This is a genomic window from Asaia sp. SF2.1 (genome assembly GCF_000505765.1).
In the GTDB taxonomy this organism is placed as follows: Bacteria; Pseudomonadota; Alphaproteobacteria; order Acetobacterales; family Acetobacteraceae; genus Asaia; species Asaia bogorensis.
The window spans coordinates 317,186-338,941 of record NZ_AYXS01000001.1; the positions used below are offsets into that span (position 1 = coordinate 317,186).

The 21,756-nt window shown below is 58.7% G+C and carries 19 protein-coding genes, 4 tRNA genes and 1 pseudogene; 8 read left to right on the forward strand and 16 right to left on the reverse strand.

All coding sequences use genetic code 11. The annotated features are described in order from the left end of the window. Window positions 1-85: 85 nt before the first annotated feature. Window positions 86-159, forward strand: a tRNA-Cys gene (locus P792_RS22025). Window positions 160-416: 257 nt separating this feature from the next. Here the strand turns inward: P792_RS22025 and P792_RS22030 are convergent. The 6 genes and pseudogenes from P792_RS22030 to gatC all read right to left on the reverse strand — a co-directional run bounded on the left by P792_RS22030 (window position 417) and on the right by gatC (window position 5,643). Then, complete coding sequence (locus P792_RS22030; protein WP_023977419.1) at window positions 417-611, reverse strand: hypothetical protein; 195 nt, start codon at window positions 609-611, stop codon at window positions 417-419. 298 nt (window positions 612-909) lie between these two features. Beyond that, window positions 910-1,659 (reverse strand): annotated as a pseudogene (locus tag P792_RS36350) (IS5 family transposase); the annotation flags it as partial. 583 nt (window positions 1,660-2,242) lie between these two features. Next, a tRNA-Ser gene (locus P792_RS22045) sits at window positions 2,243-2,335 on the reverse strand. Between the two features lie 88 nt (window positions 2,336-2,423). Further along, the gene (gene gatB, locus P792_RS22050; RefSeq protein ID WP_023977420.1) at window positions 2,424-3,881 is read right to left on the reverse strand and encodes an Asp-tRNA(Asn)/Glu-tRNA(Gln) amidotransferase subunit GatB; all 1,458 of its coding nucleotides are present in this window, start codon (window positions 3,879-3,881) and stop codon (window positions 2,424-2,426) included. Further along, window positions 3,878-5,356 (reverse strand): Asp-tRNA(Asn)/Glu-tRNA(Gln) amidotransferase subunit GatA, encoded by a 1,479-nt coding sequence (gene gatA / locus P792_RS22055; protein WP_031239913.1) that lies wholly within the window; start codon window positions 5,354-5,356, stop codon window positions 3,878-3,880. The genes gatB and gatA overlap by 4 nt, the downstream gene beginning before the upstream one ends. Beyond that, window positions 5,356-5,643, reverse strand: a complete 288-nt coding sequence (gatC, locus tag P792_RS22060; protein WP_023977422.1) for an Asp-tRNA(Asn)/Glu-tRNA(Gln) amidotransferase subunit GatC — start codon at window positions 5,641-5,643, stop codon at window positions 5,356-5,358. The genes gatA and gatC overlap by 1 nt, the downstream gene beginning before the upstream one ends. A 74-nt stretch (window positions 5,644-5,717) precedes the next feature. Here gatC and ruvX point away from each other — a divergent pair, with 74 nt between their 5' ends. After that, on the forward strand, window positions 5,718-6,197 hold the full coding sequence (gene ruvX, locus P792_RS22065; RefSeq protein ID WP_023977423.1) for a Holliday junction resolvase RuvX: 480 nt from the start codon (window positions 5,718-5,720) through the stop codon (window positions 6,195-6,197). 53 nt (window positions 6,198-6,250) lie between these two features. Here the strand turns inward: ruvX and mqo are convergent, their stop codons facing one another. Continuing rightward, the gene (mqo, locus tag P792_RS0117655) at window positions 6,251-7,744 is read right to left on the reverse strand and encodes a malate dehydrogenase (quinone) (protein ID WP_031239914.1); all 1,494 of its coding nucleotides are present in this window, start codon (window positions 7,742-7,744) and stop codon (window positions 6,251-6,253) included. Window positions 7,745-7,884: 140 nt separating this feature from the next. Next, entirely contained in the window at window positions 7,885-8,787 is a 903-nt protein-coding gene (locus P792_RS22070) for an N-formylglutamate amidohydrolase (RefSeq protein WP_023977424.1), read from the reverse strand. Window positions 8,788-8,872: 85 nt separating this feature from the next. Here P792_RS22070 and P792_RS22075 point away from each other — a divergent pair. The 3 genes from P792_RS22075 (at window position 8,873) to P792_RS22085 (ending at window position 11,628) form a co-directional block, all read left to right on the forward strand. Continuing rightward, window positions 8,873-8,947: transfer RNA gene (locus P792_RS22075), tRNA-Val, on the forward strand. A 1,074-nt stretch (window positions 8,948-10,021) separates the two neighbouring features. After that, on the forward strand, window positions 10,022-10,252 hold the full coding sequence (locus P792_RS22080; RefSeq protein WP_023977426.1) for a hypothetical protein: 231 nt from the start codon (window positions 10,022-10,024) through the stop codon (window positions 10,250-10,252). A 383-nt stretch (window positions 10,253-10,635) separates the two neighbouring features. Continuing rightward, window positions 10,636-11,628 (forward strand): bifunctional enoyl-CoA hydratase/phosphate acetyltransferase, encoded by a 993-nt coding sequence (locus P792_RS22085; protein ID WP_081866775.1) that lies wholly within the window; start codon window positions 10,636-10,638, stop codon window positions 11,626-11,628. Between the two features lie 52 nt (window positions 11,629-11,680). Here the strand turns inward: P792_RS22085 and P792_RS22090 are convergent, their stop codons facing one another. Both P792_RS22090 and P792_RS22095 read right to left on the reverse strand, forming a co-directional pair. Beyond that, window positions 11,681-11,968 carry a hypothetical protein gene (locus tag P792_RS22090; RefSeq protein ID WP_023977428.1) on the reverse strand — a complete coding sequence of 96 codons (288 nt, stop codon included), beginning with the start codon at window positions 11,966-11,968 and terminating at the stop codon, window positions 11,681-11,683. A 217-nt stretch (window positions 11,969-12,185) separates the two neighbouring features. Beyond that, the gene (locus tag P792_RS22095) at window positions 12,186-13,397 is read right to left on the reverse strand and encodes a mechanosensitive ion channel family protein (RefSeq protein WP_023977429.1); all 1,212 of its coding nucleotides are present in this window, start codon (window positions 13,395-13,397) and stop codon (window positions 12,186-12,188) included. A 189-nt stretch (window positions 13,398-13,586) separates the two neighbouring features. On the opposite strand from P792_RS22095, the gene P792_RS22100 reads away from it, so the two are divergent. Together P792_RS22100 and P792_RS22105 are read left to right on the forward strand one after the other, a co-directional pair. Then, a tRNA-Met gene (locus P792_RS22100) sits at window positions 13,587-13,661 on the forward strand. Window positions 13,662-13,744: 83 nt separating this feature from the next. Beyond that, window positions 13,745-14,581, forward strand: a complete 837-nt coding sequence (locus P792_RS22105) for a glycosyltransferase family 2 protein (RefSeq protein WP_023977430.1) — start codon at window positions 13,745-13,747, stop codon at window positions 14,579-14,581. A gap of 16 nt (window positions 14,582-14,597) precedes the next feature. Here P792_RS22105 and P792_RS22110 read toward each other — a convergent pair whose 3' ends face one another. Together P792_RS22110 and prmC are read right to left on the reverse strand one after the other, a co-directional pair. Further along, window positions 14,598-14,999: a DUF4167 domain-containing protein gene (locus P792_RS22110; RefSeq protein ID WP_235075365.1), complete on the reverse strand. Its 402-nt coding sequence runs from the start codon at window positions 14,997-14,999 to the stop codon at window positions 14,598-14,600. A gap of 285 nt (window positions 15,000-15,284) precedes the next feature. After that, complete coding sequence (prmC, locus tag P792_RS22115) at window positions 15,285-16,139, reverse strand: peptide chain release factor N(5)-glutamine methyltransferase (RefSeq protein WP_023977432.1); 855 nt, start codon at window positions 16,137-16,139, stop codon at window positions 15,285-15,287. 32 nt (window positions 16,140-16,171) lie between these two features. Here prmC and P792_RS22120 point away from each other — a divergent pair, with 32 nt between their 5' ends. Further along, window positions 16,172-16,612: a hypothetical protein gene (locus P792_RS22120; protein ID WP_023977433.1), complete on the forward strand. Its 441-nt coding sequence runs from the start codon at window positions 16,172-16,174 to the stop codon at window positions 16,610-16,612. 25 nt (window positions 16,613-16,637) lie between these two features. On the opposite strand, the gene prfA is transcribed toward P792_RS22120, so the two are convergent. From prfA to P792_RS22140, 4 genes are all read right to left on the reverse strand, one after another. Further along, entirely contained in the window at window positions 16,638-17,702 is a 1,065-nt protein-coding gene (gene prfA, locus P792_RS22125) for a peptide chain release factor 1 (RefSeq protein ID WP_023977434.1), read from the reverse strand. Between the two features lie 2 nt (window positions 17,703-17,704). Then, the gene (hisS, locus tag P792_RS22130; protein ID WP_023977435.1) at window positions 17,705-18,949 is read right to left on the reverse strand and encodes a histidine--tRNA ligase; all 1,245 of its coding nucleotides are present in this window, start codon (window positions 18,947-18,949) and stop codon (window positions 17,705-17,707) included. Window positions 18,950-18,953: 4 nt separating this feature from the next. Next, on the reverse strand, window positions 18,954-20,108 hold the full coding sequence (gene ispG / locus P792_RS22135; RefSeq protein ID WP_023977436.1) for a flavodoxin-dependent (E)-4-hydroxy-3-methylbut-2-enyl-diphosphate synthase: 1,155 nt from the start codon (window positions 20,106-20,108) through the stop codon (window positions 18,954-18,956). Between the two features lie 264 nt (window positions 20,109-20,372). Then, window positions 20,373-21,755: a helix-turn-helix domain-containing protein gene (locus tag P792_RS22140; protein WP_023977437.1), complete on the reverse strand. Its 1,383-nt coding sequence runs from the start codon at window positions 21,753-21,755 to the stop codon at window positions 20,373-20,375. Window position 21,756 lies beyond the last annotated feature (1 nt).

A 21,756-nucleotide genomic window follows, 5' to 3' on the forward strand; every position in this document is an offset into this window, starting at 1 on the left:
GAAATTTCTTCTTATTTCTCGATTACGATGCGCATACCCCCTTGACCGGAAGAGCTCTTGAAGAGATATAGCTCACACACCAGCCGGTCCGGTGGCAGAATGGTGATGCAGCGGACTGCAAATCCGCGTACGTGGGTTCGATTCCCGCCCGGACCTCCATATTTTCCGAAAAATCCCAGAAATCAGGCATTCTTGGAGAGTTGTAGAAGCCTCCCCTCGTGCGTTTTATAATTCCCATACGCTTCACTACTTCTGCATCCAGCTTTTTCTCGGCAACGACGCGGGTGTAGCGCTCGATTTCTGACGGGGTTTTATGACGCGTGATGCGGCTATCTGGTGTAGTGTACAGCCTGCTTCAGCAAGTCTCCGGGCCGCCGCTTTTTGCAAGCCATGACCCGAAATCCCCCCACATCCGCTCACGTCCAGAACTGGTTGCCAAGACCGTTTGACGATGCCTCATGCCCGGCCTGATTTTGCAGGTATGTGCCGCTCGTGAATGGCCCTATTGCGATGATATCGGCCAAGGTTGGATGGATCGCGACCGAACGCCGCGCACCGGTCTTTTGCTGGATCACGTCCAGGAAGCTATCGCGGATATCGTTCGGTCCCATTTTTACCGCATCCGATCGGCGCTGCCCAGTATAGAGCATTAGCGCGAACGCAAGCCGTTGTTGGGAGCCAACCGGCCAGAATGCCTCGTATTGGGCAATCTCTTGCTAGGACCAGGTGCGCGAGCCCTCCCCTCTCTCCTCCACTCGGCGAATGCCCGACGTTGGATCGACCGATGGCTGTTTATTTTCCAGCGCGTATCGAAAGAAAATGCCAAGCAAAGAGAGCCAGCAATTAAACATTGCGGCTGATCCGTAAGCAGACGCAATATTGCGCGAGTATGTATGGGCTCAGGACACGTAGCCGGAACATGACGATTGCGGCGGGGCAGATGGCTGAGAAGACAACGGTCGGGCATCTATCGTAGCGGGTTGCGACCTGCCGCCAGTCCTTAAGTCTTCCGAACATAACCTCGATGCGATTGTAGCGTTTATATTTTCTCTTATCGTACTTAGCCGGTCTTCCGCGAGATTTTCGTCCTAGAATACAGGGCTTTAGACCTTTCTCTTCCAAGCCGCTCTGAACCAGTCGACGTCATACCCGCGATCTCTCAAAATCCAGTGCTCTGCAGTAAGACTGCCCAGCGAGGCAGCGGTACCGGTATAGTCGCTGACCTGTCCCTCCGTCATAAAGAAGCTCAGCGGTCGTCCATTCTGATCCGTAATCGCATGCAGCTTCGTATTCTTGCCACCTTTTGTCCGTCCAATGAGAGGGCTTGGACCCTTTTTTAGCCCCACTTGAGGCCGTACGGTGTGCCTTGAGATAGGTCGCGTCAATCATAATGGTCCGAGGCTAGGCTTTCGCAGCAGACAGGCCATCCGTCATCCGCATAAAAATGCCCATATCGCCCCAGCGCTGCCAGCGGCTGTACAGCGTTTTGTATGGACCGTACTCCCGGGGCGCATCACGCCAGCGTAAGCCATTACGGTTCACAAAAATGATGCCGCTCGGCACACGGCGGTCATTGACACGAGGCTTGCCGTGGCTCTTGGGGAAGAAAGGTCGCAGACGCTCCATCTGTTCTTCTGTCAGCCAAAGCAGATCGCTCATCTTCAGTCCCCTTACAAAGCCTGAATGAGATTTCCGCATTCAAATCATTGGGTACTGAGCCCAAGACCAAAAATAAGACTTAATTCAGTTTCATTAGTATGCGCATAGATGAGACTTGCGACCGGTTACTCCGCCCCATTGAAGCAGGCCACCCCTTTTCTGCTTGAAATGAACCCATTGATACCGTCACCAAGCGAAAAATCGTTGGGCGCATCCCGAAGCACAGAGCGACGATGCCACCCGATACCGGAAAACTCTCTCCATCTTCGCTCTAACCTGAACCGTTACCGCAGCAAATCACATGAAAGCTCGACGTGCGCGATACCAAAGACGGACTAGCACAGCCTTGATATCGGCCAATATATATCTTTCAATTATCGAATTTATTTACTGTTTACTGAAAATACCAAAAAAATCTTCAAATCCGCCGGTCAAACGATCGGCAGTTTTGAAAACCAGTATGATTCGGACATGCGTATATTCCTCACTCCCCACACAGAACATCTTTGTTTAAATATGCGCGATGTTGCCAAGCATAGGCCAAGCAATAACGCGATATCGGATTTGAGAACTTAGGAAAAAGTGGCGGAGGGGATGGGATTCGAACCCACGGTACGGCTTGACACCGTACAACGGTTTAGCAAACCGCCGCCTTCAGCCTCTCGGCCACCCCTCCGCCTAGAGGGACGCAGTTTTCACGGCGTTTGCAGAACTGCTTCTAGGGGGATTTGCTCTTCACGTCAAACCCCCCTTCGGCAGATTTTTTACTCTGCGAGCAGCTTGACCAGCAGCTCGTTCACCATGGCCGGATTGGCCTTGCCCTTCATGGCTTTCATGGTCTGCCCGACAAAGAATCCGAACAGCTTGTCCTTGCCGCTCTTGTATTCTGCGAGCTTGTCGGCATGGGTCTGAAGGATGCCGCGAATCTCGGCTTCGATAGCCCCGGTGTCGGTAACCTGACGCAGCCCCTTGCGCTCGACGATGACCGAAGCCGAATCACCGGTCTCGAACATGTCCTCAAGCACTTCCTTCGCGATCTTGCCGTTGATCGTCGAATCCGTGATCAGCGCCAGAAGCTCCATGAGCCCCTCAGCCTTGACCGGGCTTGTTTCGATCGTCGCACCCGTCCGGTTTAGTGCTGCGAAGAAATCACCCAGCATCCAGGTGACCGCCAGGCGCGGGTCACTGCCCTTGGCCACGGTCTCGTAAAAATCGGCAATCCCCTGCTCTACCGTCAGAACACCCGACTCATAGCGTGAAATGCCATAGGTTTTTTCCAGGCGCTCGCGCTTGGCCTCGGGCAGTTCCGGAAGAGCGGCGCGCAGGCTTTCAACCCAGTCACGCTCGATAAGAAGCGGCAGAAGATCCGGATCGGGGAAGTAGCGATAATCATGCGCGTCTTCCTTGGAACGAAGCGAGCGCGTCTCGCTGCGAACGTGATCGAACAGTCGTGTTTCCTGATCGACTGTGCCACCGGCTTCCCAGATCTCGACCTGTCGTGCCGCCTCGACTTCGATCGCCTGCATGACATAGCGGATCGAGTTCACGTTCTTGATCTCGCAACGCGTGCGATATTCCTCGCCCGCTTTGCGTACCGAGACGTTCACATCGGCACGCATCGAGCCTTCTTCCATGTTGCCGTCACAAGTGCCCAGATAACGCAGAATCTGGCGCAGCTTGCGCAGATACGCCCCTGCCTCTTCCGGCGAACGGATATCGGGCTCGCTCACAATTTCCATGAGCGCCACGCCGGCACGGTTCAGGTCAATGAAAGAGCGCGTAGGGTCCTGATCGTGCATCGACTTGCCGGCGTCCTGCTCGAGATGCAGGCGCGTGACACCGATATGGCGCACAGAGCCATCGGCGAGTTCGATCTCGACCTTCCCCTCACCTACAATCGGATGAGCAAACTGGCTAATCTGGTAACCCTGCGGCAGATCAGCATAGAAATAGTTCTTGCGATCAAACCGGCTCATCAGATGGATCTGCGCATTCAGCCCCAGCCCTGTCCGTACGGCCTGAGCCACACATTCCTGGTTGATGACCGGCAGCATGCCAGGAAAGCCTGCGTCGATCAGGCTGACATGGGTGTTGGGCTCGCCGCCATATTCGGCCGAGGCACCAGAGAACAGCTTGGCATGGCTGATGACCTGAGCATGGACTTCGAGCCCGACCACGATCTCCCAGGGGCCTGTTGTGCCTTCAATGATATAGCCGCTCATGCGATTGCTCCCGCATGCAAAGCAGGCCTGTGCGTGAAGCCCGCTGCCTTTTCCATGACACGCCCGGCGGCGAACAATGTCTCTTCCTCGAAATAGCGGCCGATCAGCTGCAAGCCGAGCGGCAGACCGTCATGGTCCAGTCCGGCCGGCAGAGACAGCGCAGGCACGCCCGCCATGCTGGCTGGCACGGTGAAGATGTCGTTCAGATAAATCTGCACCGGATCGGTCGGACGCTCAGAATGAGCAAAAGCTGCCGAAGGCGCGGTTGGTGTCAACAGCACATCGACGTTCTCGAACGCCTTGAGGAAGTCGCGCTGAATGAGCGTACGTACCTTCTGCGCACGCAGGTAATACGCGTCGTAATAGCCAGAAGAGAGCACATAGGTGCCCATGAGGATACGACGGCGGACCTCCTCACCAAAACCAGCATGACGCGTGGCTTCGTAAAGTTCATCGAGTGTACCAGCGTCAACGCGCTCGCCGAAACGGACACCGTCATAGCGTGCCAGGTTCGAGGACGCTTCGGCCAGCGCCACGATATAATAGGTCGGCAGGCCGTATTTCGTGTGAGGAAGCGAGACATCGACAATCTCGGCGCCTGCATCACGCAGCCATGCGATACCCTGATCCCACAGGGCCTGGATGTCCGCTGGCAGCGTATCCGGGCGATACTCGCGCGGAATACCAACCTTAAGGCCCTTTACACCACGCTCGAGCGCATCCTCGTAACGCGGCACAGGGCGATCGACAGAGGTGCTGTCCTTCGCATCGAACCCGGCCATGGATTCCAGCATGATGGCGCAATCTTCCATCGTGCGTGCCATAGGCCCGGCCTGATCAAGCGAGCTGGCAAAGGCAATCGTGCCAAAGCGCGAGCAGCGCCCATAGGTCGGCTTGATGCCCGTAATACCGCAATAGGCTGCGGGCTGACGAATGGAACCACCCGTATCCGTGCCCGTCGTGCCGAGCACAAGGCCAGCGGCAACGGCAGCAGCAGACCCGCCGGAAGACCCACCGGGAACCAGCTTGTCATCAGAGCCCTTGCGGCGCCACGGATTGACCACCGGGCCAAAAGCCGACGTCATGTTGGTCGACCCCATCGCGAACTCGTCGAGATTGGTCTTGCCAACGAAGATCGCCCCGTCGGCCAGCAGGTTTGATGTGACCGTGCTTTCATAGGGTGGCACGAAATTGCGTAGGATATCGCTCGAAGCCGTGGTGCGCACACCATTGGTGCAGAACAGATCCTTGATACCTAGAGGCAAGCCACAAAGTGAGGGCGCATTGCCCGTGGCCAGCAGGGCATCGGCCGCACGAGCCGACGCGCGGGCTTGATCTGCTGTAACGGTAACAAAGCTGTTGATTTCACCGTCAAGCTTGTCGATCGCGTTCAGAAAGTGATCGGTCAGTTCGACGGCAGACAGGCGACGCTCCCTGAGAGCCTTTCGCGCAGAGGCGAGGGTCAGATCATGCATCACTCAACAACCTTGGGTACAGTAAAATAGGGACCGACAGAGTCGGGCGCGTTGGACAGCACAGCGTCGCGCTTGTCGCCATCGGTCACAGCGTCTTCACGCAGGCGCGGCATGGCCAGACCGGTGCCGATCATTGGGGGCACATCGGTAATGTCGACTTCGTTCAGTTGCTCGACCCAGCCCAGGATGCCACTCAGCTCCTGGCGCATGGCTTCACATTCCTGATCACTCAGGCCAATTCTGGCCAGTTTTGCTATGCGCCTGACTGTGCGCGTTTCCAACGACATAAAGGATCGACTTTCCTGAAAGTGAGCGGATAATCCCGACGGTCCAGAATTTTGCGAGATCATAACGCCTTCCCATGAGTCTGTTCAATCCATACGCCCTGCGCGATGCCCTCCCCCCCGGCTCCCGGCTACTCGGGCTCGATCCCGGCCAGAAGACAATCGGGCTGGCCCTGAGCGATGTGACGCTCATGCTCGCCTCGCCCTATCTGAGCCTGAAGCGCCGCAAATTCGGCGAGACCGCCGAAGAGATCGGTCGTATTGTGCGCAAGGAAGGCATCGGGGGGCTGATATGCGGGCTACCGCTCTCGCTTGATGGGTCGTTCGGCCCAGCGGCCCGCTCCGCACAGGACTGGATGACGGAGCTCTCAACCCGGCTCGATTTGCCGGGCTGCTGCTGGGATGAGCGGCTTTCCTCCAGCGCGGTCAATCGTTTCCTTATCCAGGAAGCCGACATGACACGAAAACGCCGGGCGGAAGTGGTGGATAAAATGGCCGCAGCCTACACGCTGCAATCCTGGCTGGATGCTACGTCGCCACAACCTGAGTTCGACTGACTGGGGGCAGAGGCGTGCCTTGTGCAAAGGCACGCCCGGGGCACGTTTCTGTTTCAGATCCCCAGTACGCGTCCCGTCTGTTCGCGTATCCGGCGGCAGGCGGATTCATCCTTGCGCAAATCAAGACCGTAGCTCGGTATGATGGCCTCCAGGCGCGTGCGCCATTCCGGCAGGCGGGAAGCGAAATTCTGCTGGACCACCTTCAGGGCTACAGAAGCTGCAATGGAAGCGCCGGGAGAGGCCCCAAGAACCGCGGCGAGGCTGTGGTCCTGCGTGCTCAACACTTCCGTGCCGAATTTGAGTGTCCCACGCCCGTTCTCGCGCTTGATGATCTGTACACGCTGCCCAGCCACGGCGACGCGCCAGTCATGTTGTCGGGCTGACGGGTAGAAATCCTGCAGTGCTGCGAAGCGCGAAGAGGGTTTTTGGAGAACCTGCCCGATGAGATACCGCACGAGGTCGCGGTTATCGACCATCACGTCGAACATGGCGCGCGCATTGTCAGTCGTGATCGAGCGTGGCAGATCCGTCCAGCGGCCGGATTTGAGGAATTTGGTCGTGAACCCGGCATAGGGGCCAAACAGCAGATAGGGCCGCCCGTTGATAATGCGCGTATCCAGATGCGGCACAGACATGGGGGGAGAGCCCACGGCGGCCTTGCCATAAACCTTCGCCGTGTGACGCTGGCACAGGTCAAGATTATCAGCGTGCAGGAACAGACCACTTACCGGGAAGCCCGCATAACCATGCGCCTCGGGCAGATCGGCACCCTTGAGCAGTTCGAGCGCAGCTCCCCCTGCCCCGACAAAGACGAATCCGGCCGAGACCGTGCGCGTCTCACCCGTCTCGGTATTCTGCACACTGACGCGCCAGCGCGGGTTGCTGCCTGTCTCACGCCCCTCGCGGTCAAGCGCGGTCACCTTGTGGCGGTAATGAACATCGATGCCGGGCTCGTTGCGCAAATTATCGAAGAGGGTGCGCGTCAGTGTGCCAAAATCGACATCGGTACCCTGTTCGACGCGTGTGGCTGCCAGCGTCTCGCCGGGACGGCGGCGCGCCATCATCAACGGCGCCCACTCCGCTATCTGGGCCGCATCCTCGCTATAGGCCATGGTGTCGAAGCAGTGATGGCGCACCATGGTCTCGTACCGCGCGCGCAGAAAGGCAACATTCTCTTCACCGCGCACAAAGCTCATATGCGGACAACGCCGGATGAACGACGACGGATCAGCGATCCAGCCTTTCTCAACCAGATGCGTCCAGAGCTGGCGGGACAGATCGAACTCCGTGTTCACGTCCAGCGCCTTGGCCATGTCAATGCTGCCATCGGGGCGACGCGTGGTGTAGTTCAGCTCGCAATACGCAGCATGGCCCGTTCCGGCATTATTCCATGCTTCGGAACTTTCCTTGGCGCATAAATCGAGCGCCTCGAAAACACTGATCGTCAGGCTTGGGTCAAGCGACCGGATGAGGGCTGCGAAACTCGCGCTCATGACACCGGCACCGATCAGGACGATATCGGGGCGCTCTTGGCAGGTCTGGGACATGAGGCAGCTCTTCCAGTCTTGTGAGGACGTATCGGGCGCATCCAAGCGAGCCCGCGAGGCCAGCAAGGAGTGCGAACGCTCTTCAAACACAGCTTGATAGCATCAATCGAGCCCCCAGGGGCCGGATCAGCCGGAGTTGATCATCCGATACAACGATTATCACATGGTTTGCGATACGTCCTGAACGCGCCGGCAAGCTCAATGATCCCCGAGAGTGCATTTTCCAACCGAGCTCTGAGCGACGCGAAGTCCGGGGATGGACGTATGGTGGGCTCATCAAGATAGAGCCGACGGCTGATTTCGACCTGGATCACATGGACCTGCCAATCAGGCGTGCCATAGCGCTCTGTAATGTACCCTCCGGCATAAGGCCGGTTCCGGCCAACCGAAAACCCCTGCGCACCCAACCGATGCGCGACCCCCTCGACAATTTCAGGTGCACAACTCGTGCCATGCAGGTCGCCGAGAATAATGTCCGGCAGACGGAGGTGGGGAATGGTCGGCATCGAGTGGAGGTCCAGCAGGACGCAGGTCCCGAACCGGCTTTTGCATCGTTCGATCATGCCCTCCAGCGCCTCGTGGTAGGGCAACCAGCACGACGCGATTCGCTGCGACGCCTCGGACACCGGCAACTGATAACGGTAGATCCCCCGCCCTGGCCCCGCGATACGCGCCATCATACCGAGCCCACTGCGCACCTTGGCTGTGTTTGTCAGGCTTCCCTCGGGCAGACGCTCGCGAAACATGCCGGGATCGAGCTCCCAAGCGTAGCGGTTTGCATCGCAATAGGCCCGGGGAAACTGGGCACAGAGCAGCGGTATCCCCCATGAGGGGGAGGCCTCGAACAGCAGATCGACATACGCATCTTCACTGCGGCGCAGGGAGATAAGATCCAGGCGGGACTGCCCGAGAAAGCTCTGAGGATAAGCACGACCGGAATGGGGCGACGCCAGAATGAGTGGCGCCACGGGTTCGGCCACATCATGAAGCAAAAAACTGTTGGAAAGACAGAGCTCTGGCTCCCACGACGCGCTCTGGATCATTTTTTTTCCGCTACGGTGATTTTTTTAGAAAACCCATCTTGCCAGCCCCGTCAACGCCCGCTAAAACGCCGCTCACGGACCGGATGGGCGCATAGCTCAGCGGTAGAGCACTACCTTGACATGGTAGGGGTCACAGGTTCAATCCCTGTTGCGCCCACCATCCGGTCCGTCGACAAACCCCGAAAATTTGTGATTTTGGCTGTCAGGCGTGAGCGATCAGCATCTTGGCTGTCGGGAGCTCTCGATGCAGCGCGCAGGCTGCACTCGCACCATCCTGCCCATGCTGCGTCCTGATCATAAGCGTATGATTCGGCACGTCTGCCTGTGTCTGACACGCCGCCCGGCCATCTCCACAGGCGAACTGACCGCGGCCTCAGCTCGCGCCGCGGCTTAGAGGGGGACGCTTATTCACCGAGGCACGAAAGAAAGATGTATTGGGGAAAGCGCTTGGACAGACCCACGACGATCAATCGCGACAAGCACAACTGAACCGGGCATCCCCCAAAGATGGGATATCAGCGTTCAAGCGCTACACGCCGATATTTCTCAACATCAATAGAATCATCGGATACCTCTGTCTTCTGATTCTCGTGTCGAAACACCGCGCATAGCTACGCTCGGTCTGGTCGCCAATGTCAGGTCTGTTGCAAAGCCGCCCGGAGCGAGCGCGCTTGGTTCTGAAATCCCACAACAGATCAGCGCCCTCCTTCGCGCCACCCGATCAAGCCCATCGACAATGGAAAGCGTCTAGTTCCAAGCGAGCAACAGCTCGCTGGTGCGTTGAACGTGACGGCAGTATGGCGCCATCATGACCCAACATTAATCATGTTTTGCGAGCCAGAGACTGAACGGGTTTCGCATAAACTCGTTCTACTCACCATCATGTGATCATCGCTCCGACCGCGTCACGGCAGTAAAGATGCGCAATCGAGGCACTCTGTATTGGCTGCTCGATCGCTGGCGGCACCCGAACGTCTGCGGTCGTCAATCTTAGGTTAACATTGCAAAATCGCAAAGACCCATTCGTTGAAGACGTTCGCGCAACTCGTCACGAAACTTGGATGGGTGACAGAGAATTCTGGCGCGGGAAGCGTTCGAGGTCTGGGATTTCGGCCATATGACGTAAAGATTTAATCTTTGCCGTGATGAAAAGGCTTGCAGATTCATCGTCAAACTTCGTTAAATAGTGGAGACGTCCTTTGTTAAAAATAATAACATCTCATAAGCAGGTCCCATGCTGAAAAGTTCACTCGTTGTTTTGGCCGCACTCATCACATGGGCTGCATCATCCCTGCTCGCGCCATTGGGGATGCCCAACTTCTCGTCATTGACTGATAGTCTGGACCTGTTTGGCGAAGTGCTGTTTGCGGCGGGCATACTGATGATGTTCGTGCGCCTTGCCTTGAATTCATATCGCAGCAATCTCAGCGCAGGCAGCCCTATTGGCCAAACCAGACGCAGTTGAAGCGTCTGGCCCAGAGTGGCCATTCAAGCGTCTGAGCGCAGGCGCTGGCTCAAGCGCACTGGGATAAGCAAGCAGGATTTTCAAATCAGGCAACGCCCCCTGCTCTCTGTAGAGCGCCGGATCGTTCGATCACTCAAGAAAACCTGATCGCGATTGCCCAGACGATAACGCTATGTCTCGAGCCAGACCGTATGACATGCGCTAGACCGTTGTCTTACCTCGCAAGACGACGGGGAATCTGAGGCGGGGGACCCATTTCTCGCGGTTTGCTCGCAATCCTGTCGATCAGACGAGGCCACACCGCCGCAGCGCGATGACGCAACTCAATTGTGTCATGGACGCTGCTAAGGCGGATCTGATTGGCTACGGAGTTTGAACGGCCCATGTCCAGCTACGCCCCTTACAGTGAAACCAGAACTCCCGACATAACGCTAGAGAGTGTTTTCCCGGCGCAGCACGCTTTGATGCGCGCGCTTGTAGCCAAGGCGTCAGCACTTGGCCCCGTGCCTTATGCCATCGTCTGGCCCTGCAGCAGCCACGCGCTGGGGGGTGCCGTCGAAGCCGCCCGCCACGGAATCATCATCCCGCTTCTGGTGGGCGATCGGGCACAGATCGAAAAGACGGCCAGGGAGGCCGGGCTTGATATCGCCGGGATGCGCATCGAACAGGCTGATGATGAGGCCGCCGCAGTCAAGCACGCCATCGCCCTTGTTCATGCAGGAGAGGCGCAAGGTCTCACCAAAGGCAGCCTTCATACCGACACGTTCATGGCGGGCGTCATCAAACAGGAAAGCGGCCTTCGCACAAAGCGCCGCATGAGCCACGTCTTTTGCATCAATGTGCCCGATTACCCCGAACTGCTGCTTGTTTCAGACGCGGCCATCAACATTGCGCCAGATCTGGTGACCAAGCGTGACATCGTTCAGAACGCCATTGATCTGCACCATGCGCTTGGCCTCGGCACACCGCGCGTTGCGCTGCTCTCCGCCGTCGAAACCATCAACACCAAGATTCAGGGCACGCTGGATGCCGCAAGCCTGTGCAAGATGGCGGACCGCAAGGAAATCACTGGAGGCATACTCGATGGCCCGCTGGCCATGGATGTCGCGGTCAGCGGCGATTCGGCCAGAATCAAGGGAATTGCCTCGGACGTGGCAGGCCGCGCCCAGATCCTGATAGCCCCCGATCTGGAATCGGGAAATATCCTTGTGAAAAGCCTTGCTTTCCTTGGCAAGTCCGCAACCTCGGGAATTGTCATGGGGGCCAAGGTGCCCGTTCTGCTGACAAGCCGCGCCGACGATGCAACGGCACGACTTGCCTCTGCGGCCATTGGCGCGCTCTACGCCCGCTATCTGGACGCTGCCACCCGCCAGTAACTCCGCGGCACTCCAGCTCCCCCGGCCCTGCTTTCTGGGCCGGGAGGTATCCTCACAGGTTCTGAGCCAGCCAGCCTTCCTGCGTGAGAGAGAAGCCGTGCCATGCGGCGGCACCCATCTCCATGCTGTCATGGGGCACGTATTTCATGACCATCAATTTGGCCCCCTCAGGCAATAGCTTTGCCAGTACATCGCGCAGATCGGCGATGATCAGGTTTGACCCGATAAGCCAGAAATTATCGATTTCGTGAAATCCCTCGCTGAAGCTCGCCAGCTTCTGTTCAAGCGCTGCGTAGTCCTGACCCGGCAAACGCTCATAGGCGACGATATAGGTAGTCAATCTGCTGGTGTCCTTGCCTTGGGGACCGGGCGAAATCCGGTCTCAACGTCACTTTTTGCGGGACGGTAACGTTTCCCTCACAAAAACATGACAGTTACGTGAAACATTTGCCACAACCCTGCCGTGTTCAACGTATGTGTGCAGCATCGAGGAGTGAGTTCAATGACGATTTTCGAGTATTACTGGCAGAGCGTTAAAGCCTGGCCGCGGGTCCTTTTCATGACAGGTCTGCACCTCCCCGGGGCGTGACGCTGCCAGGCCCCATATATGAGCCCGGTGGTGGGCGGTCGATGGGTGGCGATATGGCATCGGCGCTGGGCCAGGCCTCCTCACCCGGACGCGGCGGCACCATCGCAAAGCGCGAGCGAGGCAGCGCCTCGGGGCACTCCGCTCTCATGCGCAGAATGATCTTCTCGCGGATATCACAGCGCAGATCCCAGCTTTGCAGCGCATTGCGCGCACTGGCGATGATACGGATCTTCAGTGTCTGCGCATCGCAGTCCGCGACCTGACAATCAAACACCTTCCCGTCCCAAAGCGGACAGGTCTTGATGATCTCCGCTAGAAAGCCCCGGATCGTCTCGATGGGTGCTTCGTAATCCACGTACAGAAAAACCACCCCAATGATGGCAGCAGAGTTGTGGGTCCAGTTCTCGAAGCGGTTCTCGAGAAAATAGGAGATGGGCACGATATGTCGCCGCCAATCCCAAACGCGCAGCACAACATAGGTCGAGGTAATCTCCTCCACCCATGCCCAGTCACCATTGATGATGATCAGGTCTTCCATTCGAATGGGCTGGGTGATGGCAATCTGCACACCGGCAAGCAGATTCGTCAGAAGGCCACGCGCTGACAGGCCAACGATCAGCGAAGCTGCACCGGCCGAGGCAAACAGAGAGACGCCATACTGACGGACCGAATCGAAAGTCATCAGCGCTGTGGCGACCGTTACAATACCCACCAGAATTTCTGTCAGGCGCCGCAAGACCCTGATCTGCGTCTGGTGGGTACGGATCATGATGTCATCGACGTGATCCCGCGCCGTGATTTTCTGAAGATAGGCCTCAGTCATGATGCGGAAGGCGACAATGGCCGCGTAACCCACCATCAGGATGCCAATGAAGAGAAGCAGCTTTTGCAGAAGCTGTGTCGTCTCCCAGGTGAATCCCGAGGCAGCAGGCAGAGCCGAGAGCAGAACCGCCAGCACAACCATCACACGCACCGGGCGACGCATGGCCAGGATGATCTTGCGGAGCACCGCCTCTTCACGGTGGCCAAAGATACGCAGGATAATGACCGAAACGAGCTTGCTGGCATAAAACGCCACGGTAGCCAGCACGACAAGCATGAGAATGGAGACAAGCTGCGCAGGCAGCCAGTCGAAGTAAGCGCGCAGGGCGAAAAGAGAGCTTAGAAACTGCTGCTTCAAAGTGGATATCCAGATCCTTGAGAGGGATGAGGAGCGCCGAGCCAGCTGCCCCGGCACCGTGGGGCAACCCGTTGGCATACCATGCCACAGACTGCCCATCGGGTAAAAACACGATCGGCGCAAAAACCTCTCGGCAGAGTGTTGACACATCCACCCAACCCTTTTAATTCCACGCCCACCGGTCGCGATGGCGGCGTAGCTCAGCGGTAGAGCAGGGGAATCATAATCCCTTGGTCGGCGGTTCAAATCCGTCCGCCGCTACCATCCGACCGGTAATTCCCCACATGGACATCCATCCGCTTCCTGCCTAAATGACGCTTATGAAAGCGCCACTCGCAGCGGTTACGATGGTTTATAACGAACCGGTTTTTCTGCCGGTCTGGCTGCGCCATTATGGCACTATGGTCGGCCCTCAGTGCTGCTACGTGATCGATCATGGGTCAGATGACGGCTCTACAACATCGATCGGTGCCAATCGCCTGCAAATCCCGCGTTCTGCGCAAGATGATGCCAGACGTGCGCGCGCAATCAGCGCTATCTGCGCCGGACTGCTCGAATGGTATGATGCGGTTCTGTATTGCGATGTCGACGAGATGATCGTGGCAGATCCTGCCTGTTTTGGCTCTCTCGTGTCCTTGTCAGAAGCCCGTCAGGCCCCGTGTCTGACTGCAACAGGGTTCGATGTCCTGCACAAGGCCGACAGTGAGCCCGCGGCCGACTTCACACGCCCCCTTTCGGAGCAACGCCATCTGCTGCGCTTCTCAGCCGCGATGTGCAAACCGTGCCTGATCAGATCCCCCGTGACATGGTCCCCAGGCTTTCACAGCATAGAGGAGAGCCTCCCCAGCCCCGATCCGGCTCTGATGCTGTTTCATCTGCGCTACAGTGATCTGGATGCCGGACTGGACCGACTGCGTCGCACCCGTGCCCAACCCTGGTGCAGCGACAATGCGGGGAGCCATCAACGTATGGGAGATGACGCCTGGAAGGCCATGCTGACCTCCATGGCGGGCTTGCCGGAAGAAGCGGCAACACTCGAAAGCGATGACGCCGCCTTGCGTGCATGGCGGGAGCGGATCAACCGCGAGGCACTGGAACGGGCCCATGACCCCTACCCTATAGACCTGAGTCTGTCGGGCGATCGTTTATGGCCCCTGCCCGAAAGGTTCAGGGGCCTGTTCTAGACGGATCGAGCCGGGATTACTCGGCCGTTTCCTCAACCACTTCTTCAGTCTCGCCCTCGGCACCCGAATCATCGCCCTGACGACGGTCGTCATGATCCTGCTGGGCGCGAGCACGCTGCTGGTGACGCTCCTGGCGCTCCATCTGGCTTTGCTGCGCTGCCTGGGTCATGGCGTTGAGAATACGGAAATAATGCTCGGCATGCTGGAAATAGGCTTCTGCGAGAATACGGTCACCCGTGCCAGTCGCGTCGCGACCAAGCTGCAGATACTTCTCGAAAAGCTGCTGGGCCGTACCGCGCACACGCATATCGGGGCCATTGCTGTCGAACACGTGGTTACGGTTCAGGGGCGTCTGGCCATTTGAATGACGCGACCCGCCACCGCTCGGACGGTGGTGACGGCTTCTCATACGTTTCATATTCATGGGTCCGCGTAGCACTTTCGTATTCGCAATCCCGACCCGGCAGAGCTCGGATACGGCGCGATTGCAGGGAATGAATGACCCTTGGTTTGTCTCTTGCAGGCCGGATTACAGGATCAGGCCCCTACTCCGCACAGCCTGATCACAAGGATCATTGCGAAATCGCGGAAAACGGTATGTTCTGCCGATGAATACACCGGTGAGCTTAACAGACCGATCAGCGTAAGCTAGCAAGTTTGGCGCACACTGCCAATGGTTTTTCCTGCAAGCCCGCGAGAGTAATCAGACATGCTCGAAGCAAAGAGCACGAATGATCCCGCCGAGGTCTCGCCTTGCCTCACGCAGCAATAGTCCCTGCTCTGCCCCAAGCGCCGCGACATCGTCCTCTTGTCCTTGCCCGATCTCCAGAACGAGCACCCCACCCGGTGAGAGATGGCGCGACATCTGAAGCATGATCGCCCGATAGGCCTCGAGCCCGTCATCGCCGCCTACCAAAGCGCGCACAGGCTCATGATCGCGCACCTCTGGCATCAATCCGGCAATATCGGCCGCTGGAATATAAGGCGGGTTGCTAAGGATGATATCGAAACGACCCGTCAGTGCATCGGTCCAGCTGCCAGCCAGAAAGGCGCTACGTTGCACCAACCCGTTCCTGCTGGCGTTGCGCTGTGCCAAGGCGGCAGCGTCCGGTGATAGATCCACCCCGATGCCAAAAGAGGCCGTGTATTCACTCAGTGCCGCCAGAAGCAGACATCCGGTACCTGTGCCTAGGTCCAGCAAGTGCTGCGGCTTGTCCCGGTCGGGTCTCAGATCGAGCAAGGCCTCGATCAACGTCTCGCTGTCACCGCGCGGGATGAGCGTGTGGGACGACACCTCCAACGTCAGGTTCCAGAACCCGGTCCCTCCCTCGATCAGCGCCATCGGCACCCGCGCGCAACGGCGCGTGACGCCCGATTCCAGTCTGGCCATTGCAGAAGCTGGTATGAGGTCTCGTGTTAGGAGTGCAGAGGCGTCACAGCCAAGCGCCCAGCATACTAGCCGACGCGCCTCCATCCGTGCCGCCTCGATCCCGGCGCTGTCCAGTCGCCTGGCGGTCTCATCAAGAACTTGTTTGAGAGGGGATGGATTACCGCTCACTGCCTACTCCTGAAACGGCTTATGATACGGGGATGAAAAAGATCATGCCCCTGCTGACCGTCTTCGTCATGCTAAGCCCGACCATCGCACTGGCCGAGAGCTTCACTGTTACCGATGACCGCGCGCCCATAGAGGTGTCTGAAGTTTCACGCCTCTATATCGACGGGTCACTCGCCGCGACCTTCCGCCTCGATGACAAGACGCCCAGCCTGACAAAAAAGATCGAAATTCCTCTTGGCCGCGTCAATCACGACTATGCCCTTTGCGGTCAGATCACGGTCATCAATGCCGAAGGACGATCGGAAACCCATCAGGTCAGCAGTCAGGGAACGCTTCATCACCCAGAGGGGCATCACCTGCTCGCTCTGGGCGATGAAAACTTCACCGATTTTTTCCTGCGCGAGCCGAATGATCCCGAGATTGCCAAACATCACCCCGGTCACGCCGATATCTGCGCTTCGCCTGTAAGCTGACGCTGCTACCAGCGTCTCTCTTGCTTCAGTTGAGCCCTTCCGCCGCCAGAAGGGCTGTCTGCTCTTCCTGCGTCAAGGCATCAACAATCTCGTCAAACTCGCCCAGCATGACCCGATCAATCTTATGCAGGGTGAGGTTGATGCGATGATCCGTCACCCGGCCCTGGGGGAAATTATAGGTCCGGATGCGCTCCGAGCGATCTCCGGTGCCAACCTGGGATTTGCGATCGGCCGCACGGCTGGCATGCGCCTGGGCGCGCTGCATTTCATAAAGGCGCGCCCGAAGGATCTTCATGGCTTTGGCCTTGTTCTTGTGCTGGCTCTTCTCTTCCTGCATGGCCACCACAATGCCGCTGGGCATGTGGGTGATACGCACCGCACTCTCGGTCTTGTTGACGTGCTGCCCACCCGCACCTGAAGCGCGATAGACGTCGATACGCAGATCACCTTCATCAATGGCCACATCCACCTCTTCCGCCTCGGGCATGATCGCCACAGTGACGGTGGAGGTATGGATACGGCCCTGACTTTCGGTGGCCGGAACGCGCTGCACACGATGCACGCCGGACTCGTATTTCAGGCGGGCAAATACCGATCGCCCCGAAATGGTCGCAACGCCTTCACGAAGGCCCGACAGGTCGCTCTCGTCATATTCCATGACCTCGAAGCGCCAGCCATGCAGATCCGAAAACCGTTTATAGGCTCCGAAAAGCTCGGCCGCGAAAAGCGCTGCCTCGTCTCCACCCGCCGCCGGGCGAATTTCGAGAATGGCACTGCGTTCATCAGCCTCGTCACGCGGCAGCAGCGCAAGCCGTACCTGCTGGTGCAGCCCCTCCAGCTGCCCCTCGATCTCCATGATCTCGCCTTGCGCGAGTTCACGCATCTCAGGATCGTCCAGCATGGCCTGAGCGTCCTTATGGGCGCTTTCCGCACGACGATAGGCAAGGATGGATGACACGACGGGTTCGAGTTCGGCAAACTCGCGCGAGGCCCGCACGAATTCCTCACCCTGTATCTCGCCACTCGACATGAGGGCTTGCAGTTCATCCGACCGGGCGACAATACGCTCCAGCCTGTCGTCCAATGCCACGATTACTGTGCTTTCAGGAAATGATCCGCGAGGGCGTCAAGCGCAATCTCGGTCTGTTCACGCTTGCCCAGATCACGCACGGTCACTGCACCACGTGCAAGCTCGTCCTCGCCCACCAATACCATATGAGCCGCGCCAGACTTGACCACGCGTTCCATACGCTTTTTCAGCGAGGAACGGGTCTCGATCTCGGCAGCCAAACCTGCATTGCGGAGGGTTTGTGCGGCTGTGATAGCGGCAGCAAGCGTTGCCTCACCGGTGGGGAGCACCACCACAGGACGCGGCTGAACTGGAGCAGCCTCGATAAGCAGCGCCAGACGTTCGATTCCGCCTGCCCAGCCGATAGCAGGCGTGGCAGGACCGCCCATCTGCGCGACCAGCCCCTCATAGCGCCCGCCAGCCAGAACAGTGCCTTGCGCGCCCAGACGATCAGTGACGAACTCGAAGGCCGTATGGCTGTAATAATCGAGCCCGCGCACGATATGCGGGTTCTCGACAAAACCGACGCCAAACAGATCGAGCTTGCGACGCAGATCATCCCAGAAAACCCGCGATACCTCGTTCAGATAGGCGCCGAATTTCGGAGCGTTTTCAAGAAGCGCCCGATCCTGCGGCGATTTGCTGTCGAGAATACGCAGCGGATTGGCTTCAAGGCGGGCGCGGCTCTCATCCGAAAGCGCGCCCTCATGAGCCTTGAAATAGGCCACAAGGGCCTCTCGCCAGGCCTGCCGACTATCAAGATCACCCAGCGTATTGATTTCGAGCGTAACGGCATCGCCCAGACCCAGCGCCTTGAGTATGGCGTGCGCCATAGCGATGGTTTCGGCATCCATCAGCGGATCAGTGGCGCCGAGAAGCTCGGCCCCTATCTGATGGAACTGGCGGAAGCGCCCCTTCTGCGGGCGCTCATAGCGAAACATCGGCCCGTTATAGAAGACGCGCTGCGGCAGGGCCTGCGTCAGACCGTTGGTCACGAAGGCGCGGCAGATTGCCGCTGTACCCTCGGGGCGCAGGGTCAGGCTGTCGCCGCCGCGATCCTCGAAAGTGTACATTTCCTTGGTCACGACATCCGAGGTATCGCCAAGCGTGCGGGAAAACACGCGCGTATCCTCGAAAATCGGCGTCGACCACTCTTCGTAGCCATAGCGACGTGTGATCTCACGCGCCGTATCCACCACATGGGCGTGGCGGCGCGCGGTATCACCAATCAGGTCATGCGTGCCGCGAACCGGCTGCAACTGGCTCATGATCTCAGGCGCCCGCCAGCGCGGCCTCGGCCTTTTCGGCCTCTTCCTGCGCGGCCTTTTCAGCTTCGATCTTGGCCACGCGTTCTTCCACGAGGTCGACGATATGCTCGATCATGTCCTGACCCTCGTTCAGGCGATGATCCTGCTTGCCCGCCGAATAGACCATGTGACGGCCAGCGCCACCACCGGTCACGCCCAGATCGGTCATCAGCGCCTCACCGGGGCCGTTCACGACACAGCCGATGATGGAGAGCGTCAGAGGCGTCTTGATGTGCTGCAAGCGGTCTTCGAGGGTCTGCACCGTCTCGACCACGTTGAAACCCTGACGCGCACAGGACGGGCAGGAAATGATCTTCACACCACGATGACGCAGGCCGAGCGACTTGAGAATATCCCAGCCAACGAGCACTTCCTCTTCCGGAGGCGCAGAAAGCGAGACGCGCATCGTGTCACCCACGCCTGCCCAGAGCAGATTGCCCAGACCGATGGAGGATTTTACAGTACCCGCGCGCTTTGATCCGGCTTCCGTGATGCCGATATGCAGCGGGTGATCGCAGACTTCGGCCAGCTGCTGATAGGCCGCAACCGCCATGAACACATCAGACGCCTTAACGCTGATCTTGAACTCATGGAAGTCATGATCCTGAAGGATCTTGGCGTGCTCAAGCGCACTCTCAACCAGTGCGTCGGGGTTGGGCTCACCGTATTTCTCGAGAAGGTGCTTTTCAAGCGACCCGGCATTGACGCCGATACGGATGGAACAGCCATAGTCGCGTGCCGCATTCACGACTTCACGCACACGCTCGGCGCTACCAATATTACCCGGATTGATGCGCAGGCAGGCCGCTCCGGCCTTGGCTGCCTCAATCGCACGCTTATAATGGAAGTGAATATCCGCCACGATCGGCACGTTCACCTCACGCACGATCTCGGCCAGGGCTGCGGTGCTCTCCTCATCGGGGCACGACACACGAACAATGTCCACGCCTGCAATTTCCGACAGACGGATCTGCTCGATCGTCGCCTTGGCGTCCGACGTGAGCGTGTTGGTCATTGTCTGGACCGATATCGGCGCATCACCGCCGACAGCGACCTTGCCAACATGAATCTGACGGGACTTGCGACGTTCGATATACTGGTAAGGGCGATATCCGCTCATAATCTCGTCTCCGTATCGGTTGATGGACCCCAGTGGGCCGCGTCAACCGGGGGCTTCGCCGGAATCCTGTTCCAGAACGCCGCCCCGTGTCTGTGTCATGTTGGCCAGAACAAGACGCCCTGAGGCATCGGCTTCTGCCCGTCTCCTGTGAGCACCATCCGCCTTTTGCGGCGTCAGGCCTCGTTAGTCGTCCATAGTCTTCTGCAGCAATGCGCGTCGGGAAAGAAGCGAACCTCACGCCCGACAGGCATTGGTGGTGGTGCTTTAACGCGGCTGAGCCGTCTGTTCCAGTTGTCGTGCGTTGAGACGGTCAGTTTCCGACTCATGCGACGTGCTGGCGGGCGGGCTCGCGCGATGCACCGGTGCCGTAACCTTTGGGGTCGCGACAGTGTTTTTCAAGTCTGTCGGTGCACTGCCGGCATCGTTGCCGTCAACGTGCGTTGCCGGGGCCACAGGCGCAGTGCTCGCAGCTGAACCACTGCCGTCCTGACCCAGTTGCCCATTACGGATCGCGTCGGCCGTCACGACAAGATTACGCCGTACTGCCCCAACACGCCCAAGGGCCGACGTTGTGACATCACCAGCCGAAAGCGTAAGGCCACCCGCATTGCCAAGTGTCATGTGATAAGGCCCGGCATCAGCGGGGCCCTGCCAGGTTTCACCGGATTTGAGAACCCGGCTGAACACGCTCGCGCCATTCCTGTCACGTATCGATACCCAGGCGTCCGCAGCGGCATGAAGCCCGATCATGTTGGCAGCCACACCGGAATTGGGCGCCGGAGCAGCACTCGGCAAAGGGACTGCGGTCGATGTAGCGTTCTGCGACAGGCTGCCCTGCCCTGTCGTGCCCTGATCGGGCACCGTCTGGGCATTTGCGTTCGACCCAGGACCGATCTGGCCCGGCACGGGAACAGAACCAGCCGAAGCAGGCTGCGTATTGGCGCCCGGGGCAGACGGCATTTGCCCTGTCACGGTTGCGTTGGAAACAGGGGGCTGGCCGTTCACCCCCTGCTGCACGCTATTACCGACGGGCGGTTGCGCCATGGTGGCTGAGGGTGCTGTTGGCTCAGCGCCGGTCATCCGGGATGACGAAGTCTGGGGCGACGGCGCGAGCCCCTGCTCGGGCATGACCGCCGCAATCTGCGGAGACGTCGTACCATGCTGCGTCACACCGGGCATGATCTCTGCCACAGGTGGCATCTGATGCGTGGGCGCGGGTTCGGAGCCGAAGAAATGGTAATAGCCGATATAGGTGCCAACCAGAACGGCCAGTCCTGCCCCCACCCAGAGACCCACAGGCACCCCGCGCTCCGAGACGGGCTCGGGGAAACTCAGTTCGGTCTTGCGGTCAAAGGCACCGCGGGTGTCATGGCGAAACCGTGCGACGGCCTGATCGGGGTCCATGCCCATGGCCTGGGCGTAGGTCCTCAGGAAGCCCAGGGCGTAGGCGCTGCCAGGGAATACCGCCATGTTCCCTTCTTCGAGGGCGAGCAGGTAACTCTCACGGATGCGCAACCACCCGGCCACGTCAGGCAGAGCCCATCCGAGCTCCTCACGCCGGGCGCGCAGATCGACCCCGACGCCGCGTGCCCCCTCACCCGCGCTGCCCTGCCATCCGGGAATACGGTCTGTGGTCTTATCTGGCATG

Excerpts from the sequence above, each read along its gene's own strand:
- gatA (WP_031239913.1), bottom strand. The coding sequence starts at position 5,356 with ATGCATGATCTGACCCTCGCCTCTGCGCGAAAGGCTCTCAGGGAGCGT.
- gatB (WP_023977420.1), bottom strand. The coding sequence starts at position 3,881 with ATGAGCGGCTATATCATTGAAGGCACAACAGGCCCCTGGGAGATCGTG.
- gatC (WP_023977422.1), bottom strand. The coding sequence starts at position 5,643 with ATGTCGTTGGAAACGCGCACAGTCAGGCGCATAGCAAAACTGGCCAGA.
- ispG (WP_023977436.1), bottom strand. The coding sequence starts at position 20,108 with ATGAGCGGATATCGCCCTTACCAGTATATCGAACGTCGCAAGTCCCGT.
- ruvX (WP_023977423.1), top strand. The coding sequence starts at position 5,718 with ATGAGTCTGTTCAATCCATACGCCCTGCGCGATGCCCTCCCCCCCGGC.
- P792_RS22140 (WP_023977437.1), bottom strand. The coding sequence starts at position 21,755 with ATGCCAGATAAGACCACAGACCGTATTCCCGGATGGCAGGGCAGCGCG.
- P792_RS22070 (WP_023977424.1), bottom strand. The coding sequence starts at position 8,787 with ATGATCCAGAGCGCGTCGTGGGAGCCAGAGCTCTGTCTTTCCAACAGT.
- P792_RS22080 (WP_023977426.1), top strand. The coding sequence starts at position 10,022 with ATGCTGAAAAGTTCACTCGTTGTTTTGGCCGCACTCATCACATGGGCT.
- mqo (WP_031239914.1), bottom strand. The coding sequence starts at position 7,744 with ATGTCCCAGACCTGCCAAGAGCGCCCCGATATCGTCCTGATCGGTGCC.
- P792_RS22110 (WP_235075365.1), bottom strand. The coding sequence starts at position 14,999 with ATGAAACGTATGAGAAGCCGTCACCACCGTCCGAGCGGTGGCGGGTCG.
- P792_RS22120 (WP_023977433.1), top strand. The coding sequence starts at position 16,172 with ATGAAAAAGATCATGCCCCTGCTGACCGTCTTCGTCATGCTAAGCCCG.
- P792_RS22030 (WP_023977419.1), bottom strand. The coding sequence starts at position 611 with ATGGGACCGAACGATATCCGCGATAGCTTCCTGGACGTGATCCAGCAA.
- P792_RS22085 (WP_081866775.1), top strand. The coding sequence starts at position 10,636 with ATGTCCAGCTACGCCCCTTACAGTGAAACCAGAACTCCCGACATAACG.
- hisS (WP_023977435.1), bottom strand. The coding sequence starts at position 18,949 with ATGAGCCAGTTGCAGCCGGTTCGCGGCACGCATGACCTGATTGGTGAT.
- P792_RS22105 (WP_023977430.1), top strand. The coding sequence starts at position 13,745 with ATGGTTTATAACGAACCGGTTTTTCTGCCGGTCTGGCTGCGCCATTAT.